18 protein-coding genes and 4 pseudogenes are annotated in these 14,239 nt (G+C 69.0%); 13 read left to right on the top strand and 9 right to left on the bottom strand.

Annotation, left to right across the window (positions count from 1 at the left end):
- Positions 1-83: 83 nt before the first annotated feature.
- From AOK00_RS40140 to AOK00_RS10825, 4 genes are all read left to right on the top strand, one after another.
- Positions 84-314 (top strand): FAD-dependent oxidoreductase, encoded by a 231-nt coding sequence (locus AOK00_RS40140; RefSeq protein ID WP_254047317.1) that lies wholly within the window; start codon positions 84-86, stop codon positions 312-314.
- Positions 206-1,186, top strand: coding sequence for an NAD(P)-binding domain-containing protein (locus AOK00_RS10835; protein WP_254047316.1), 981 nt, complete (start codon positions 206-208; stop codon positions 1,184-1,186). Before AOK00_RS40140 ends, AOK00_RS10835 begins: the two co-directional genes overlap by 109 nt.
- Positions 1,174-1,536, top strand: a complete 363-nt coding sequence (locus AOK00_RS10830) for an ArsR/SmtB family transcription factor (RefSeq protein WP_055600095.1) — start codon at positions 1,174-1,176, stop codon at positions 1,534-1,536. The genes AOK00_RS10835 and AOK00_RS10830 overlap by 13 nt, the downstream gene beginning before the upstream one ends.
- A gap of 101 nt (positions 1,537-1,637) precedes the next feature.
- Complete coding sequence (locus AOK00_RS10825; RefSeq protein WP_055600094.1) at positions 1,638-1,976, top strand: hypothetical protein; 339 nt, start codon at positions 1,638-1,640, stop codon at positions 1,974-1,976.
- Between the two features lie 75 nt (positions 1,977-2,051).
- Here AOK00_RS10825 and AOK00_RS10820 read toward each other — a convergent pair whose 3' ends face one another.
- From AOK00_RS10820 to AOK00_RS10810, 3 genes are read right to left on the bottom strand one after another with little or no spacing between them, the layout of a single operon-like run.
- The gene (locus AOK00_RS10820; protein ID WP_055600093.1) at positions 2,052-3,113 is read right to left on the bottom strand and encodes an ArsO family NAD(P)H-dependent flavin-containing monooxygenase; all 1,062 of its coding nucleotides are present in this window, start codon (positions 3,111-3,113) and stop codon (positions 2,052-2,054) included.
- Positions 3,110-3,880, bottom strand: a complete 771-nt coding sequence (locus AOK00_RS10815; protein ID WP_055600092.1) for an aquaporin — start codon at positions 3,878-3,880, stop codon at positions 3,110-3,112. The genes AOK00_RS10820 and AOK00_RS10815 overlap by 4 nt, the downstream gene beginning before the upstream one ends.
- 33 nt (positions 3,881-3,913) lie before the next feature.
- On the bottom strand, positions 3,914-4,222 hold the full coding sequence (locus AOK00_RS10810; protein WP_055600091.1) for an ArsR/SmtB family transcription factor: 309 nt from the start codon (positions 4,220-4,222) through the stop codon (positions 3,914-3,916).
- Between the two features lie 74 nt (positions 4,223-4,296).
- On the opposite strand from AOK00_RS10810, the gene AOK00_RS41360 reads away from it, so the two are divergent.
- Genes AOK00_RS41360 through trxB form a run of 4 tightly spaced genes read left to right on the top strand, consistent with a single transcriptional unit; the run spans position 4,297 to position 6,417 of the window.
- A complete protein-coding gene (locus tag AOK00_RS41360; protein WP_063886580.1) occupies positions 4,297-4,623 on the top strand; it encodes a three-helix bundle dimerization domain-containing protein in 327 nt (108 codons plus the stop codon).
- Positions 4,551-4,967 carry a low molecular weight phosphatase family protein gene (locus AOK00_RS39655; protein ID WP_254047315.1) on the top strand — a complete coding sequence of 139 codons (417 nt, stop codon included), beginning with the start codon at positions 4,551-4,553 and terminating at the stop codon, positions 4,965-4,967. The genes AOK00_RS41360 and AOK00_RS39655 overlap by 73 nt, the downstream gene beginning before the upstream one ends.
- Positions 4,968-5,011: 44 nt before the next feature.
- Positions 5,012-5,428: an arsenate reductase ArsC gene (locus AOK00_RS10800; protein ID WP_055600090.1), complete on the top strand. Its 417-nt coding sequence runs from the start codon at positions 5,012-5,014 to the stop codon at positions 5,426-5,428.
- Entirely contained in the window at positions 5,425-6,417 is a 993-nt protein-coding gene (gene trxB / locus AOK00_RS10795) for a thioredoxin-disulfide reductase (protein ID WP_055600089.1), read from the top strand. Before AOK00_RS10800 ends, trxB begins: the two co-directional genes overlap by 4 nt.
- A gap of 106 nt (positions 6,418-6,523) precedes the next feature.
- On the opposite strand, the gene AOK00_RS10790 is transcribed toward trxB, so the two are convergent.
- Positions 6,524-6,802 (bottom strand): hypothetical protein, encoded by a 279-nt coding sequence (locus AOK00_RS10790; RefSeq protein ID WP_055600088.1) that lies wholly within the window; start codon positions 6,800-6,802, stop codon positions 6,524-6,526.
- Between the two features lie 1,084 nt (positions 6,803-7,886).
- Here AOK00_RS10790 and AOK00_RS10780 point away from each other — a divergent pair.
- The 3 genes and pseudogenes from AOK00_RS10780 to AOK00_RS10770 form a co-directional block, all read left to right on the top strand.
- Positions 7,887-8,471, top strand: a complete 585-nt coding sequence (locus AOK00_RS10780; protein WP_254047325.1) for a hypothetical protein — start codon at positions 7,887-7,889, stop codon at positions 8,469-8,471.
- Between the two features lie 254 nt (positions 8,472-8,725).
- Positions 8,726-9,493, top strand: a complete 768-nt coding sequence (locus tag AOK00_RS10775; RefSeq protein ID WP_055600085.1) for a glutaminyl-peptide cyclotransferase — start codon at positions 8,726-8,728, stop codon at positions 9,491-9,493.
- A gap of 337 nt (positions 9,494-9,830) precedes the next feature.
- Positions 9,831-10,205, top strand: a pseudogene (locus AOK00_RS10770) (hypothetical protein); the annotation flags it as partial.
- 5 nt (positions 10,206-10,210) lie between these two features.
- Here AOK00_RS10770 and AOK00_RS39650 read toward each other — a convergent pair.
- Both AOK00_RS39650 and AOK00_RS40135 read right to left on the bottom strand, forming a co-directional pair.
- Positions 10,211-10,342 (bottom strand): annotated as a pseudogene (locus AOK00_RS39650) (carbohydrate ABC transporter permease); the annotation flags it as partial.
- A gap of 54 nt (positions 10,343-10,396) precedes the next feature.
- A pseudogene (locus AOK00_RS40135) lies at positions 10,397-10,555 on the bottom strand (DUF2716 domain-containing protein); the annotation flags it as partial.
- 279 nt (positions 10,556-10,834) lie between these two features.
- Here AOK00_RS40135 and AOK00_RS10760 point away from each other — a divergent pair.
- On the top strand, positions 10,835-11,533 hold the full coding sequence (locus AOK00_RS10760; RefSeq protein WP_055600084.1) for a hypothetical protein: 699 nt from the start codon (positions 10,835-10,837) through the stop codon (positions 11,531-11,533).
- 118 nt (positions 11,534-11,651) lie between these two features.
- Here the strand turns inward: AOK00_RS10760 and AOK00_RS36900 are convergent.
- Together AOK00_RS36900 and AOK00_RS10755 are read right to left on the bottom strand one after the other, a co-directional pair.
- A pseudogene (locus AOK00_RS36900) lies at positions 11,652-11,831 on the bottom strand (transposase); the annotation flags it as partial.
- Positions 11,832-12,002: 171 nt separating this feature from the next.
- On the bottom strand, positions 12,003-12,797 hold the full coding sequence (locus AOK00_RS10755) for an SMI1/KNR4 family protein (protein WP_055600135.1): 795 nt from the start codon (positions 12,795-12,797) through the stop codon (positions 12,003-12,005).
- 236 nt (positions 12,798-13,033) lie between these two features.
- Here AOK00_RS10755 and AOK00_RS10750 point away from each other — a divergent pair, with 236 nt between their 5' ends.
- Positions 13,034-13,645, top strand: a complete 612-nt coding sequence (locus AOK00_RS10750) for a hypothetical protein (RefSeq protein ID WP_055600083.1) — start codon at positions 13,034-13,036, stop codon at positions 13,643-13,645.
- A gap of 53 nt (positions 13,646-13,698) precedes the next feature.
- Here the strand turns inward: AOK00_RS10750 and AOK00_RS36895 are convergent, their stop codons facing one another.
- Positions 13,699-14,049, bottom strand: a complete 351-nt coding sequence (locus tag AOK00_RS36895; protein ID WP_254047314.1) for a transposase — start codon at positions 14,047-14,049, stop codon at positions 13,699-13,701.
- Positions 14,050-14,239: the final 190 nt, after the last annotated feature.

Genomic DNA, 14,239 nt, shown 5'->3' with positions numbered 1-14,239 from the left:
TCCATCGATCTCTTGCGCCTTCAGCATGGCACCTGTATCGATAGACGTCAACATAGACATTCATCGAAACGGGGTGGTGACCCGTGGATCGCGTCGAAGTCGCGGTGATCGGGGGCGGTCAGTCCGGCCTGTCCGCCGCGTACAGCCTGTTGGAGGAGGGGCTTCGGCCTGTGATTCTGGAAGCGTCGGAGCGGGCGGTGGGGTCGTGGCCGCAGTACTACGACAGCCTCACCCTCTTCTCCCCGGCCCGCTACAGCTCGCTGCCGGGAGTGTCGTTCGGCGGCGACCTGGACCGCTACCCGCACCGGGGCTAGGTCGTCGACTACCTGACCCGGTACGCCGGCGCCTGGACGCCGACATCCGCACCGGGCATCGCGTCGTGGCGGTACGGCCGACAGTTGGGGGCTTCGCGCTCGACCTCGCGGACGGACGGACGCTGGGCGCCCGGGCGGTGGTCGCGGCCACGGGAGGCTTCGGCCAGCCGAACCGTCCCGCGCTTTCCGGGCTCGACACCTTCACCGGCACGCCCTTGCACGTCTCGCAGTACCGAAACCCGGACCCGTTCAAGGGGCAGCGGATCGCGGTGGTCGGGGCGGGGAACTCGGCGGTGCAGGTCGCGGCAGAGCTCGCGGACACCGCGCGCGCGAGCCTGGCGTCCTGGGCCCCCGTGCGGTGGTTCCCGCAGCGGCCACTCGGGAGGGGCCTGCACTTCCGGCTCACCGTCACCGGCCTGGACACCGCCCCGCCGGCCCGCTTCCAGGCATCCGGCATCGATGGCGATCATCGGCGACGGCCGCTAGCGCGCCGCCCTTGCCGCCGGACGGCCGGACAGGCGTCCGGTGTTCATGCGCGCGGACGACCCCTCGGCCACCTGGGTCGACGGCACGGTGGAGGACGTCGACGCGATCATCCCGGCCTCCGGCTACCGTCCCGACCTCGGCTACCTCCCCCCGCCCGGAGCCCTCGACGAGTCGGGCCAGCCTCGACACCGGGACGGCGCCTCGCCTGCTCATCCCCGCCTGGCGTACGTCGGGCTGGAGTGGCAGCGCAGCCTGTCGTCCGCGTCCTTGCGTGGCGTCGGCCGCGACGCTCGACGTGCCGCGCGACGGCCGGCCGGGCCTGCGCCAGCTGTGCCCTCTGGGCGTCTGCTTCGACATGTGTCAACATAGACGTATGTCGAATGTGAAGGTGCTGCCGCTGCTGGAACCCGCCGTCGAGCCATGCTGCCCGCCTCTCACGGAGCGGCCGCTGACGGCGGAGGAGGCCGAGCGGACCGCGGTCATGTTCAAGGCCCTCGGGGACCCGGTCCGGCTGCGGCTCTTCTCCGCCGTGGCCTCGCACGAGGGCGGCGAGGCGTGCGTCTGCGACATCTCCGACGTCGGCGTCTCGCAGCCGACCGTCTCCCACCATCTGAAGAAGCTGAAGGAAGCCGGGCTGCTCTCCTCTGAGCGGCGCGGGACCTGGGTGTACTACCGCGTCGAGCCTGCCGTTCTCGCGGCGATGGGCGCACTGCTGACCAAGGCCGCCGCGGCCTGACCCCGGACGGTCTCCCGGAAGGCCGGGTTGCAGTCTGTCCCCGGGTGCAGGCCTACCGTCGGAGATGCCACCCGGCCCGACAAGAGGACGGAGTGGTCACGATGAGAACCTGTGTACCAGCGTCCTGGACGCTGCCCACCGTCGAGCAGCCGCTGCGGGTCGCGGAGTTCGACACGCTGTTCGCCGAGCGGCTGACCGGTTCGGCCCGGCCGGACCCGCTGAGGCTGGAGCTGGTGTTCGCCGGTGGTGAGAGCTGGGAGGACGCGGTGGGCAACCTGGCGGCCCGCGAGAGCGGCTGCTGCTCGTTCTTCGCCTTCACCCCCATCCCCTCGCCGGGGCACATCCGTCTGGTGATCGAGGTCGACAGCGCACATGAGGCCGTCCTGGGCATCCTGCAGGCGCGGGCCACAGAGGCCGCGGCCTGCCCGGGTCCGTCGTGAGTGGCGTGGGCAGGCGGCAGAGGCGGCAGGGCAACGGTGAACGTGCAGCCGCCCCTTCCTCAGAATGCGGCCGACTCACTCGCCTTGCAGCAGGCCGGAAATCGCGCGGGCAGCGTCCCGGGCCGGGCGGCCGACGCCGATAAGGGTGGCGGAAGCGGGTCCGGTCCAGTCGCCGTAGCCGAGGAGGTGCAGGCGGGGTTCGGCGAGGACCTGGGTGCCCTGGGTGGCGATGTGGCCGCGGGGGCCGCGCAGGCCGAGGGGCGCGAGGTGGGCGAGGGCCGGGCGGAAGCCGGTGCACCAGATGATCGCGTCGGCTTCCGCGCTTGTGCCGTCGGCCCACTCGACACCGGTTGCTGTGATCCGGTCGAACATCGGCTGGGCCTTGAGGAGTCCGGCGTCGCGTGCTTCGCGTACGGGCGGGACGGCGACGATGTCGCCGAGGGAGGCGACGCCGCCGGTGTCCGTGCGGCCTTCGTCGAGGGCGCGGCGGCGGGCGGTGGCGTGGTCGAAGAGGGCGCGGCCGTCGATGTCGTCGGCGAGGTAGCGCGGTTCGCGCAGGGTGACCCAGGTCAGGTCGGTCTCGTACGCGAGGTCGGCGGCGATCTGGGCGCCGGAATTCCCTCCGCCCACCACCACGACTCGCCGCCCGGCGAAGTCGGCCGGGCGGCGGTACTCGACCGTGTGGAGCTGGGTGCCCTTGAACTCCGTACGCCCCAGGGCGGCGGGGACGAAGGGGCGCCACCAAGTGCCGGTCGCACTGATGACCGTACGGGCCCGCCAGGTGTCGGCGGTGGTCTCGACGCGCAGGAACTCGCCGTCGCGGTGGACCGCTTCGACACGGACCGGCCGCACGACGGGGAGCTCGTACCGCTGCTCGTAGTCGGAGAGGTACGAGACGACGTGCGCCGCCCCCGGGTACGTCTCCCCTGGCTGGGGCGGCATGAGCCGGCCGGGGAGCGAGGAGTACGCGGCCGGGGAGAAGAGGTGGAGTGAGTCCCAGGTGTACTGCCACGCACCGCCCGGGCTCGGCTGGGCGTCGAGTATGACGAAGTCCAGGCCGAGGCGGCGCAGGTGGTAGCCGGCGGCGAGCCCGGCCTGGCCGCCGCCGATCACCACCACGTCCACGACCTGGGTCACTCGGCTCCCGTCTTCCCGCGCAGGAAGATGACCGCGACCAGAGCCAGACCCACGACCGCGCCGATGATCTGCATGCCGATGAACGCCGGGACGGAGGCGGGGGCGATGCCGGCGAAGGTGTCCGTGAAGGCGCGGCCGATCGTCACCGCCGGGTTGGCGAAGGACGTGGAGGAGGTGAACCAGTAGGCGGCGCCGATGTACGAGGCCACAGCGACGGGCGCGAAGCGGAGGCGGTCGGTGCGGGCAAGGCCGAAGATCAGCAGGATGAGGCCCGCGGTGGCGACGACCTCGCCGAGGAGCAGATTGCCTGCCGAGCGGTCGTGCGTGGACCACTTCACCAGCGGTTCGCCGAACATCGCGTCCGCCAGGATCGCGCCCGCGATCGCGCCCGCGATTTGGGAGGGCACGTAGACGGCGAGCTCGCGCGCATTCACGCCCGCACCGCCGCGCCGGGCGGTCCACCACTCGGCCAGGGTGACGACCGGGTTGAAGTGCGCGCCGGAAACCGGCCCGAGCAGGGCGATGAGGACGCCGAGGCCGAAGACGGTGGCGGTGGAGTTGGCGAGGAGCTGCAGCGCGACGTCGTCGGTGAGCTGGGTGGCCTGGATGCCCGAGCCTACGACGATCGCCACAAGGGCGGCGGTGCCGACGAGCTCGGCCGCAGCACGTGCGGCGAGCGGGGTACGGGGCGGGGTGGCGCCGGGTGCGGGCTGCGGCGACGGGTCGGTGACTATGGCGTCGCTCGCAGCGGGCTCGGTGGCGGTCACGGGCAGGTACTCCTCGGCAGGTGAGTCGAGAGACTACGGGCAGGCTCTCTTGGTGTCGGCGTTGGCGCGCGCGGCTGCGGCCAGGGCGGCGAACTGCCCCGCGAGCTGCTCGATGACGTCCGGCTTGAGCCGGTAGTAGGTGAACCGGCCGCATGGCTCCGTCTCCACGACCCCGGCCTCGCGCAGCACCTTCAGATGGTTGGAGAGGTTGGTCTGCTTGGCACCGGTCTCCTCCACGAGATGAGTGGTGCACAGCGTCTCGCGGGCGAGCAGGGTCACGATCTGCAGGCGCAGGGGATCACCCAGAACCCGGATCAGATCAGTATCGACTGACGTCATCATGTGCTGATACTCTCACATCACCCGGAGCTGATACCAGCCTGGGCTGACCTCTTTGAACCCAGGGGGTTCTCGCCATGACCGCGTACTCGTACCCGGTCCTTCCCGACGAACGCCTCGCGCCCGGTGTCGCCCGCCTAGCCGTGCGCCTCCAGGGCCGGTACTCCGTGGAGACGGTCCAGCGGCTGGTCGCCGACTCCTACGAGCAGCTTGCCGCGAACGCACACGTCAGTACGCACCTGGGGGTGCTGGCCGAGCGGTTCGCCGCAGAGCGCGTGGACGCGCCGGCGCATGTCGAGTACCGACCGGCGAACGGCCGCGGGTGCTGTTCGTGTGCAGCCACAACGCCGGCCGCTCGCAGCTGGCGGCAGCTCTCCTCACGCACCGGGCAGGGGACGACGTGATCGTCTCCTCCGCTGCCACGCACCCTTCCCGAGCCGTCGACCCGCATGTGGTCCAGGCCCTCACCGAGGCGGGCATCGCAGTCGACGAGGTCTACCCCAGGCCGCTGACCGACGAGGTCGTCCAGGCCGCCGATATCGTGCTCACCATGGGTTGCGGCGACGCGTGCCCGGTGGTGCCCGGCCATCGCTACTTGGACTGGCCCGTACCCGATCCCGATGGCGCCCCTATCGCCGTCGTGCGCTCGATCCGCGACGCCACCGACGCCACCGACGCCACCGACGCCACCGACGCCACCGACGCCAGGATCACCACCCTGCTGGACACCCTGCAGTCCGGCTCCTGAGTTCTCCGTCTCTTCGCACCATCCCTGCCTCCAAGGAAGAACCGATGACCGCTCCGCTCGCCTCCGTGCTCTTCGTCTGCGTCCACAACGCCGGCCGCTCCCAGATGGCCGCTGGATTCCTCAACCACCTCGCCGGCGACCGCATCGAGGTCCGCTCCGCCGGATCCGTCCCGGGCGACCAGGTCAACCCCGCCGCCGTCGAGGCCATGGCCGAGGTCGGCGTCGACATCTCCGACCAGAAGCCGAAGGTCCTCACCACCGAGGCGGTCCAGGCGTCGGACTACGTCATCACCATGGGCTGCGGCGATGCCTGCCCGATCTTCCCGGGCAAGAAGTACCTCGACTGGGCCCTGGAGGACCCGGCCGGTCAGGGCGTCGATGCCGTCCGTCCCATCCGCGACGAGATCAAGGTCCTGATCGAGGGCCTCATCGCCGAGATCGACGCGAAGCAGGAGGCATGACCGAAGTGACCGAGCCCATCACCGACGACGTCCGTGAGGTCATCGTCATAGGCTCCGGCCCCGCCGGATACACCGCCGCCCTCTATACCGCCCGCGCCCAGCTCAAGCCCCTGCTCTTCGGCAGCTCGATCTTCGTCGGCGGCTCGCTGACCACCACGACCGAGGTCGAGAACTTCCCCGGCTTCCCCACCGGGATCGACGGACCTGACCTCATGGACAACATGCGGGCTCAGGCCGAACGCTTCGGCGCCGAGATGATCGACGACGACATCATCTCCGTCGACCTCGCCGGCGACATCAAGGAAGTCACCGACAGCGAGGGAACAGTCCATCGCGCCAAGGCCGTGATCATCACGACCGGCTCCGGCTACCGCAAGCTCGGCCTCCCGAACGAGGACGAGCTCTCCGGCCGCGGCGTCTCCTGGTGCGCCACCTGCGACGGCTTCTTCTTCCGCGACCGCGACATCGTTGTGGTCGGCGGCGGCGACACCGCCATGGAGGAAGCCACCTTCCTCACCCGCTTCGCCCGCTCGGTCACCGTCGTCCACCGCCGCTCCACCCTGCGTGCCTCCAAGGCCATGCAGAACCGGGCGTTCGCCAACGACAAGATCTCCTTCGCCTTCGACAGCGAGATCGCCGAGATCAAGTCCGAGAACGGCATGCTCGCCGGCGTCGTCCTGCGCGACACCTTCACCGGCAAGACCCGCGACCTCGACGCCACCGGTCTGTTCATCGCCATCGGCCACGACCCGCGCACCGACCTCTTCACCGGCCAAGTCGACCTCGACGACGAGGGCTACATCAAGGTGGAGTCCCCCTCTACCCGCACCAACATTCCCGGCGTCTTCGCCGCCGGCGACGTCGTCGACCACACCTACCGCCAGGCCATCACGGCTGCGGGCTCCGGCTGCCAGGCCGCACTCGACGCCGAGCGACACCTCGCCGCCCTCGCAGACCGGCGTAAGGCCGCCGCGAGCGTCACGACCTGAGGCGGCACCCGGGCGCCCGTTGTCGGCCCTTCCCAAGAACACCAGCTCCTGCCCGTCGCCTTGGCGGACCCGACGGGCAGGAGCCGGCTGGTGAACCCGCGACTCCTCACCCCCGTTGGTTGAGGACTCGGGTCAGATCACGATTCGCGGCCCTCGCGGCGTCTAGTTCCTCCTGGATCTCTTCCAGGCGCCGCTTGAGCTCGACGTTCTGCTGTTCCAGGTTGGTGTTGATGCCCTGAAGCCCGGCGATGCCGGCCGCTGCACCGAGCCCTGATTCCCGCCATGCCCTGTCCCCTAGCTGCCGGGACAGATGCGCTTCCAGCTGCTGGACGCGGGGGCGCCGGTCGGTGCCGGCTTGGCGGCCGTCGGTCATCTGGTCGGTCATGCCAGGTTCCTTGCAGGCCGGACGTCGGGCAGGGGTTGGCGGACGCGTGGCATGCCGAGCAGGACGGTGCGGCTGCGGCGGACGAGGGTTACGGCCACCGAACATCGCGACCAGCTCCGCGTCCAGCGCCCGGTCGGCCTCTGCCCCCGGCTCGCGAAGCCGGTGCACCGGCGCAGCCGGTAGAACAACCCGCCGTCCTCACCCTGCGCATGCGCAGGCAGGTCACGGCGGTCAGCGAGCTCGTAGATCTGGCCGAGCAGCGACCGCGGCGCCTCGCTCACCGACACCGCGTACGACAGCAGGCCACGCACCGCGAGAGCCCCCGGGTGATCCGCCGCTCACCCCTCACCGGCGTGGCGCCCGGCCCCGACCGCCCACCGGCGCCACTCCGTCCCGACCCTCGGGGGTGTACTTCAGCCAGACCATGAACAGACCGAGATCACGGCCGCCGGCCTCCCACTCCCGATCTGTCGACCCACACGACCGCAGGTAGAGCGCGACGCCGCGGGCGTACGCCTTCGTGGTCAGCTCTGCCCGGTCACGCCCGAACCGAAGATTCCGAAGCCAACGATCGGCAACGGGGAAACCTCCACGTCGTCATCAAGGACCGTCCATTACTTCTGCCGGGACAGCATCACCACCGGGAAACGCGCGCATCGCATACTCCTGCCACGAGTCGTGGAACAACCCGCCGCAGAGCCACACCCCCCGAGAACGAGTCCCAGAGGCTCAACGAAGACCCCTCACCCCACGTCACACCACACGCGATCCACCCCCAGAGACAGCGGGTTGCCGCCGAACCCGTACCGGTGGGACGGGTCCTGGCTTCTCTGCACGTCCGCTGAATTAGGGCCTGACCGGGGATACCGCTGTGGCGATCAGGTGAGGCAGGCGTTTCACGCGTATCCAGCTTCATCCCGCGACGTTGTCCGTTCGGCATGTCCCGAAGCCAGCCTGCACTGCCGTTCGTCAACGATCCCAGCGGCAACACGGCGGCGTTCGACAGAACTGGAGAAACACCATGCTTACTCAAGGTCTCAAGCGACGTACGTCGTCCCTCCTCACCGTCATGGGGTTGGGCATCGTGCTGCCGCTGGCCACGGGAATCACCCCGGCCCACGCGCAAGGGGCGCAGCTGGAGGTCGGCAAGACCGGGGGGAGCTTCGTCCGGGGCGGGGCGGGCCAGTACACCGTCACCGTGTCCAACACGGGTACGGAGCAGTGGACGGCCCCTGCCTCCGTGAGCGACATCCTGCCCACGGGACTCACTCCTGTAAGCGTCACAGCCTCCGACCCTGCTCAGTGGGCGTGCGGCTTGGACGCTGGCGGGTTCACGTGCGACAGCCAGGGTCCCCTTCCAGCTCCTTCGAATTACACCTTCACCTTCAACGTCTCCGTGGCCGCGGATGCCCCATGCACCGTCACCAACGAGGCGCTGATCCGCAGCGGAGCGTCAATTGTCGACTCGGTTCAGGTCACCACGACCATCCCCGGCGGCACCTGCGGTGGAGGCGGAGGCAATGGAGGCAACGGAGGAGGCGGATCGCTACTCCCCATCAACCTCAACGGCATCTTCACGATGTTCAACAACATCAGCACCAACAACAACATCAATAGCCCTGGGGGCGGCAACGCCACCACCCAGCACTTCACGAAGACGACCAACTGACATCGACACTGCCGACCGGGCCACCTCCCAGCTGGACGGCCCGGTTGCGCGGTGGCCGTATGAAGCCCCTGACTTGCGCCGCCCGCCCGCAACGGGCCCCACTGGCCAGCCCTTCACGGACGATCACGGCAGCAGTACTGGCCGGCGCCCTGCTCTCGAGCGTTGCCGCGGCGCCGGCCCCCGGCCACACCAACAGGGCGATGCGAACAGCCGCCCTGTCGACCGGCCGTGACCACGGACAGGCCGACAGTCGTGTGGCAGCATCCGCTCGCGAGCCAGCCAGCAGCCCAGCGGCTCCTGGGCCCAGTGCCCACCGGGCCCAGGCACTGCGAGCCGCAGTACGAGAGGTCCTGCCCCACGATCCACGTGCTTCAACTCAGGGTCTGGAGATGCGCGGCGGCATCCTCTACGAAAGCACGGGTCTGGTAGGCCGGTCTTCCGTGCGCGCCGGACCGCCGGGGAAGCCGCCTTCCGCGTACGCCGAACTACCGGCGCCCTTGTTCGGCGAGGGCATCACCCTTACCGGCTCCAGGCTCTGGCAACTCACCTGGCGCGACGGCATCGCCATCGAACGTCACCCCACCACCCTTGTGGAACGCCGAAGGGTCACCTACCGGGGCGAGGGATGGGGCCTGTGCCACCAACGGGTTGCCGGACGGGAGCGACTGGTGATGAGCGACGGAACAGGCCGACTCACCTTCCGCGACCCCAACACCTTCACGGCAACGGGCGGCATCAACGTTCACCAGGACGGCCAACCCGTCACGCGGCTCAACGAGCTGGAATGCGCACCCGACGGCTTCGTCTACGCCAACGTGTACGCGACGGACACGATCCTACGCATCGACCCGCACACCGGTGCCGTCACCGCGAACATCGACGCAGCCGGACTTCTGACCGCATCCGAACGCCGCAAAGCCAAGCAACTGAACGGCATCGCCGCCGTACCCGGAACCGACAGGTTTTTGATCACCGGCAAACTCTGGCCTCACATGTTCCAAGTCACCTTCATCTCCAGGTGAGCCATCCCGGCCGCTCGCCCGACCGCCAGCTTCCATGAGATCAGCTCTCGGTGAAGCTCCCGCAACACAAAGTGCAGTTGCTGAGGTTTTCGGGTTGTCGCCGGGTAGTGACGGTTGATGATCCCTCCGATATGCCGGTGAGGTGAGGTATCCGGCGGGGTTGGGGGGCCTGACCGCTGAGCGTCGGGCGTTTCGCCAGGGAACCCGGCTTCAGCCGGCGAGCCGAGGCCGCTGGAACCTGCTCCCCGCGCACGCGGGGATGACCCCGCCCTCGCCGCTCGGGCCCGGGATGTAGGCCCCTTGATCCGCAGGAGCCCCAGCCGCTCGCGGTCGCGCCCCCGACGAGCACGGCTCGACCCCGGCCGCCCACGCCCGCCATGACGTCGTCCCTGCCGGCCGCAGCGCCGACAACCCGGTCACCGTCAGGCTCAGCCCCGACCACGGCCGCCTGCTCATGGACGTCATCCGTACCGGCCTGGTCGCCCCCGTCTGGTGCACCAGCTGGCGGCAGGCCCCCCTCATCGGGCCCCTTCTCGACCTCCCGGCCCTGCCGCACGTCGGCCTGCCACGTCCCCAGATCACCAGGAGCCACCCCAACGGCTACCTCTGGAACCGCAACCACGTCGACGCCTGACTCGGCGACGTCCCCGCCGTCCGGATCGACGACGACTTCACCAGCCTCGACCACCCTGGGCGGCGGAGCGCAACAGGAGCCCGGCGCTCGCCGCTGTGCGAGGCGGCGACCACGTTCCAGTACAACGGGAAGAGCGAGACGAACCCGGCGACGACGAGCAGCACATAGGCGAGCGGTCCCGCGTGGTGCTGGCGGCCGGCCGTCTGCGGGCTCAAGGGCCATGCCGGCTGCCCGGGGCCACCGACGCCCTGCGGTGTGAAGCGATATGACGTGTGCTGCCAGTCGAGCGCGAGCAGCGTTCCGCTCGGGCCAATGCAGGAAGTCAGCCCCTGCTCGACCACCTCGACCAGGCGGTCCAAACGCTCGTGTTCAAGGTCGTCGTCAAGCGCGGCAAGGCTCCGGGTAACCGATGCGACGGGCTCCTTGATGGCTGGCCACTTGAAAGAACTCGTACTCGGCTAGAACTTGGACTCGTCGTAGAAGCGGTCCCCAACGCGTCGGTACTCGGCCTAAGGCAGCTCGACCACGGGACTCTCCATCATGGCCCGATCCTTTCGCGTCGCCCGTGTGAGGATCAGAGATAGATTCTTCACGGAACCTCGGCCCCCTCCACTCGGACCACCAAGGCATTGCGCGAGAGGTGGGGGACGGCCTGATAGCCTGCGATCTTCGCCGGTCACCCGGACGGAGTCCCCCGGCAGGTCTTCATGCCTTGCTCTGAGCAGCTCATGACAGCTCTCGATGCCCTGGACCACGCCTTCGCCTCAGAGGATCCCTTCCTCGTCACAGGGTGCACCTCCTGCTACGGCGAGCAAGACTTCGCCGAACTCTCCGGGCCACTGCACCTCATAGCCGACGGCCTGATCTCCTCGGTTGCCGCAGAGGTACCTGATCATTGGGAGGACTTCCCCCGTCTCTATCGCCGCCTCGTCCCGCGCATCATCCGCCCACTCGTCACCGGCCAGCTCCACGTCGACGAGGAGCTCATCGCTTCCCGCCTGGTTCAGGCGGGCTGGACCACCTGGGACTTGCCCTTGACCGAGGCTCTACGGGACGTCTGGTCCGCTTGGTGGCAGAGCACGCTGCATACCCACCCCAGCCCCGTGCCCGTCAGGGATTCCCTCAGCCTCATCACCGTGGCCACCAACAGCCTGCGTCCTTGGCTGAACACATGGACCACGACCAATACCCCAGCCGCCGACGCGCACTTGGCAGACCTTGTCAACGACGTGATGTTCGAGTTCGAGATCACCGACTTGCGCATGGGCTTTTATGGTGAGTACGACGCCACTCCCGAGCTGCTGGGCTGGCTTCTCACCGACGTGCGCAATCGTGTCATCGACACACGTCTCGACGACCCGTTCCTCTATGAGCACCTTCGGGCCACCGCTCAGCGCCCCAGCTGATCTGGTACGCCACCGGCAACTGAACGGAAAGCCCTGCCTCCGCAGGATCAAGCGTTCCCCGAGGGAACACTTCCGATGCTCCCTCGGGGAACGTGTCGCACCGGGGGTTGTGCCGGACCGCTGCCCGGCAGCGGTCCGGGGCGCTTGTCCAAGAGCGCGGGATGTACAGCTCCCGGTCCACCGCCGCGTGTCCCCGCTCGCCGGCGTAGACGAGGTAGACGGCGACCTGGGAGTTCTCGATCCGTCCGGTTGTTCCGGTGTACTGGCGCCGGACCCCGACCGTGTGGGTGCCCTTCTGTCTTCACGCAACGGTGATCAACGGTGGCCGTACCCGTTCCTGCAGCGACCTCGCCAGCAAGATCATGAATTGGCGAGTCTGCCGTGGCAGGTGAGTGCTTCCGCCCTGTTCCCCGAAGGCACCGCCAACCGCGATGTGGATGCCGTTGACAGCAGGGCTCGGTCAGTCGCTTTACCCGTAGTTCATGAACCAGTGAGTATCGAAGAAGCTGGCCATCGTGAACGGGTGATGCGGATCGGTGAGGATGCGGCAGACGAACTCAGCGGCTTGGCAGTCGAAGGCGACGTCCTCACCGTCGAAGGACCGGACCACGACAGGCCAGCGGTCGGGGTCGCCGCCGTCAGCCCTCCAGCCATACAGGTTCTCGTGCTCCGTGCCTGCCCAGATGAGCAGGCCGTCCTCCCTGAGATCCGTCCACGGCTCTTGGTTCAGGTCCAGGAATCCGTCGAAGGCGCCCTTGCCGAACGTCTCGACCATGCGCTTGTAGTCGCTCGGCAGCGCAGTGCCCAGGCGGGACTCCATCTCCGCCCAGTCCATCTCCGGCCGCTGGTCGGACTGCGTCCAGCCGGTGATAAGTCTGAGCCGCTCCATCCAGTCGATGTCCTCGTCCTCGTCCGGAGCGACCACCAAGGGTTCGGGCACCTCTCTGGGAGCGATGACCAGCACCGACCGCTCGGTCCCCTCGGAGTCCCGCGCCGTCCCCGTGCCAACCCACTGATCCCCGTACGCCCACGCCCGTAGCATCACAGCTCGGCCCTCGAAGGGGATGATGAGAGCCGCCCCCCTGGAATCGTCGACCGTCGGATCGGTGAAGCCATCGAGGATGAGGGTGCGCGGTGCGCCATACCTGCCTTCGAGTCGGTCGGTCAGGTCCTGCAGGTCCAGATCGCCGGGCAGGTACATGTAGCTGTTCCCGGGGCCGAGTCGGGCCAGCAGATCGCTGACGTCCGCTTGTGTGAGCTTCATGGCGGACAGTGAAGCGCACCGCACTGACAATGCGGCCCTTCAAGCCTTCGCATGTTTCCTGCCAGCGGGCAGGGTCCACGCCGTGCTCTGCGGCCACCACCTGATCTTCTGTCTTCACGCGACGATGATCAACGGTGGCCGTACGCGGCCCCGCAGCGGCCCCGTCGGCAGGATCACGATGTACAGCTGGAGCATTGGGGTCCGGGGCGGTCGAACGGAGCTGTCAGGATGGGCCCGTGACGATCACTGCGGACATACGCGCGGACCGCCCGCGGCACCGGACCCTCGGGCGGGTGTTGCTGGCCGGCGGAGTGGCGACGGGAGTCGGCTGCCTGGTGGGCCCCCACCTCGCCGAGTCGACGGGGCTGCTCGTACTGACCGGCGCCTTCGAGTACCGGTGGCAGAGCTTCCTGGTGGCGGTCGCGCTGTTCGGCGCGGCAACCCGGCTGCTGGCCCGCGGCGCGGTCCGGAGGCGGGTGCTTGCGGTGTGCGCGTTCGCGGCCGTGACTGCCGTCTGGTTCCGGATGGTCCTCTTCCCGATGCTGAGCACCGACTGGGAGGAGACGGGCCGAACGGCCGCCCCGGACGGCGCGGATCGGTACGTCGTGGTGGAGGAGGGCTCGGACATGATCGACCCGCTGTGGCGGGTGTCGGTCGTGGACGGGTCGGGGCTCACCGCGCGCCACTGGACCGTCGCCACCTTCAACGGTGACGCCGGCGGCGTACTGGCGAAGCTGGCCTGGTCGGGGCCGGACACCCTGGCCCTCACGACCGGGGAGGGCCAGGTGACAACCGTGCGCCTCGATCCGGGCACCGGGAAGCCGGACCGCGAGCTGTCCGTCCCGTAGGGCCCGGTCCGCCGCCCGCACGGGCGGCGTGCTCCCAGGACGCGTCCGGCCGATCATGTGACTAAAGGGTGTTGCAGAAGGCTCACTTCTGGGCATTTCCCCTGTATGGGTGGGGTGTTGCGGCTGAGCCGGTGTGGGTGGAGACGTTCACGGGCTTGCGGATCGACCGGTCCCTTCGCCTCGGCCAGGGCCCGGAGTCGGCTGAGGATCCGGTGCCAGGTGCCGTTCCGCTGCCATCGGCGGAACAGGTCGTAGATCCGGCCCCACGGTCCGTACTCGACGGGGACGTCCCGCCACGGCACACCGGTACGGACCCGAAACCGTATGCCGTCGATCAACCGCCGCCGGGGCCAGACGGGCGGCCGCCCCGCCCTGGCGCCCTTGGGCAACAACGGCTCCAGCACCGACCACTGCTCGTCCGTGAGATCTCCCCGACCCACGAACCGTGATCATCCACAGCCCAAGATCCACTTTTGCCACACGGCCTAGGGCCTGTCCGATGGGTCGTGTGACGCTCCCGCTGGGAACTCGTTCCGTGGGACATGGGGCGGGGAGATCTTTCGGATGAAGAGTGGGCTCGGCTGGAGCCGCACT

The sequence above is a fragment of the Streptomyces aureus genome, from assembly GCF_001418135.1.
In the GTDB taxonomy this organism is placed as follows: Bacteria; Actinomycetota; Actinomycetes; order Streptomycetales; family Streptomycetaceae; genus Streptomyces; species Streptomyces aureus_A.
The sequence above is the reverse complement of the archived record's forward strand: the minus strand, read 5'-3'. Positions and strand labels throughout refer to the sequence as shown.

Excerpts from the sequence above, each read along its gene's own strand:
- AOK00_RS41360 (WP_063886580.1), top strand. The coding sequence starts at position 4,297 with ATGACCGCGTACTCGTACCCGGTCCTTCCCGACGAACGCCTCGCGCCC.
- AOK00_RS10825 (WP_055600094.1), top strand. The coding sequence starts at position 1,638 with ATGAGAACCTGTGTACCAGCGTCCTGGACGCTGCCCACCGTCGAGCAG.
- AOK00_RS10810 (WP_055600091.1), bottom strand. The coding sequence starts at position 4,222 with ATGATGACGTCAGTCGATACTGATCTGATCCGGGTTCTGGGTGATCCC.
- AOK00_RS10830 (WP_055600095.1), top strand. The coding sequence starts at position 1,174 with ATGTCGAATGTGAAGGTGCTGCCGCTGCTGGAACCCGCCGTCGAGCCA.
- AOK00_RS10760 (WP_055600084.1), top strand. The coding sequence starts at position 10,835 with ATGCCTTGCTCTGAGCAGCTCATGACAGCTCTCGATGCCCTGGACCAC.
- AOK00_RS10790 (WP_055600088.1), bottom strand. The coding sequence starts at position 6,802 with ATGACCGACCAGATGACCGACGGCCGCCAAGCCGGCACCGACCGGCGC.
- AOK00_RS10800 (WP_055600090.1), top strand. The coding sequence starts at position 5,012 with ATGACCGCTCCGCTCGCCTCCGTGCTCTTCGTCTGCGTCCACAACGCC.
- trxB (WP_055600089.1), top strand. The coding sequence starts at position 5,425 with ATGACCGAAGTGACCGAGCCCATCACCGACGACGTCCGTGAGGTCATC.
- AOK00_RS10755 (WP_055600135.1), bottom strand. The coding sequence starts at position 12,797 with ATGAAGCTCACACAAGCGGACGTCAGCGATCTGCTGGCCCGACTCGGC.